This window comes from Actinosynnema sp. (genome assembly GCF_052038725.1).
Genome location: NZ_JBQGCX010001518.1, coordinates 1 through 1,807, shown reverse-complemented (window position 1 = coordinate 1,807; position 1,807 = coordinate 1). Strand labels below are relative to the sequence as shown.

The 1,807-nt window shown below is 76.1% G+C and carries 1 protein-coding gene and 1 pseudogene; both read right to left on the bottom strand.

The features are described 5' to 3' along the window. Positions 1 to 297, bottom strand: a pseudogene (locus ACTUAL_RS31925) (malto-oligosyltrehalose trehalohydrolase); the annotation flags it as partial. Beyond that, positions 294 to 1,807: malto-oligosyltrehalose synthase (locus tag ACTUAL_RS31920; RefSeq protein ID WP_440902833.1), on the bottom strand; the 1,514-nt coding region annotated here is incomplete at its 5' end. The gene ACTUAL_RS31920 and the pseudogene ACTUAL_RS31925, both read right to left, overlap by 4 nt.

Genomic DNA, 1,807 nt, shown 5'->3' with positions numbered 1-1,807 from the left:
GAACGTGCCCACGTGCATCTCGTAGAGCACCGAGCCGGCGAGCTGGCGGCCGGTCCAGCCGTCGTCGGTCCAGGCGAACGCGTCGTGGTCGTAGACCTCGGACGCCTCGTGGACGCCGTCGGGCTGACGGCGCGAGCGGGGGTCCGGGAGGGCGTCGCCGTCGAGCACGAACGCGTAGTCGGTCCCGCTGGCGTCGCTGTGCCACCAGCCGCCGCCGACGGGGGTCATGTCGTGGTCCTGGCCGTCGACCCGGACGACGACGCCGTCCCGGTCGGGGGCCCACACGGAGAAGGTCACCGGTCTCCTCGCACGAGCAGGGCGACGGGGTAGCGGTCGAGCAGGTCGGCCAGCGCGGGCGCGGAGCCGGTCACCACGCGGCCGGTGAGCACGTCGGTCCACTCGCCCGGCGGCAGCGGCAGGACGGTGCTCCCCCAGCCGCCCGCGCGGGCCAGGCCCACCGGGAGCCGGGTCGCGACGGTGATCAGCCCGGTGCGCTCGAAGGCGAGCGCGTGCGCCGAGGCGGGTCTGGCGGCGGGCACCGGCCGGTAGCCGCGGAACAGCTCGGGCCGCTGCCCGCGCAGCCGCAGCGCGCGCGAGGTGACCAGGAGCTTGGCCGCGCCGGAGTCGTCGACGTCGGGCAGCCAGCCGGAGTCGATGCGCTCCAGCAGGGCGCGGCGGGGCGCGTAGTCCACCGGCCGCCGGTTGTCCGGGTCGACCAGGGACAGGTCCCACAGCTCGGTGCCCTGGTACACGTCGGGCACGCCCGGCGCGGTGAGCTGCACGAGCTTCTGGCCGAGCGCGTTGGACCAGCCCGCGGCCACGATGCCGTCCACGAACTCGGCGACCTCACCCGCCGTGTCCGAGCCGAGCACGGCGGCGGGCCAGGCGTCGACGGCGGCCTCGAACTCCTCGTCGTGGTCGACCCAGGTGGTGCGGACCTTGGACTCCTTGGCCGCCTTCTCCAGGTAGGCGCGCATCCGGTCGGCGGTGACCGGCCAGGCGCCCACCAGCGACTGCCAGGCCAGCGCGTTGAGGCTGGGCTCGTCGATGGGGTGCGCGGCGCTCCACCGGCGGACGGCGGCGGCGAACTCGTCGGGCACCTCGGCGAGCACGGCGAGCCGGGCCCGCACGTCCTCGGAGCGCTTGGTGTCGTGCGTGGACAGCGCCGTCATGGTGTCCGGGGAGCCGGACTCGCGGGCGGCGGCCCTGCGGTGGAACTCCTCGGGGGTGACGCCGAACCGGTCGGGCGCGCCGCCGACCTCGTTGAGGGCCACGAACCGGGTGAACCGGTAGAACGCGGTGTCCTCGGTGCCCTTGGCGACGACCATGCCGGAGGTCTGCTGGATGCGGGTGGCCAGCTCGCCGGTCGGGTCGGCGCGCACGGCGGCGTCGAGCGCCTCGGCGGCCGGGCCGCCCGCGCGGCGCACGGCGGTGGCCCAGTCCTGCTCGCCCTCGGGCAGGTAGGAGCGGTACACCGGGAACGCGGCCATGACGGCGGCGACGGCCTCGCGGGCCTGCTCGGCGCCCACGCCCTCGGGGAGGGAGGGCTCGAGCAGCGCGGCGATCCGGCGCACCTCGGCGCTCAGGATCGTGGACGCGACCAGCGCCCGGCACTCGTGCTCGACGGCGGCGAAGTCGGTGGGCACGCCCAGCTCGACCGCGAGGTCGGTGAACGGCCCCTCCCCCGCCGGGTCGACGAACAGCCCGCACACCTCGCGCAGGGCGTCGTACCCCGTCGTCCCGTCCGCGGGCCAGGACGCCGGCAGCGCCTCGGTGGCGCCGTCGGCGCGCAGCGAGGTGATCTTCT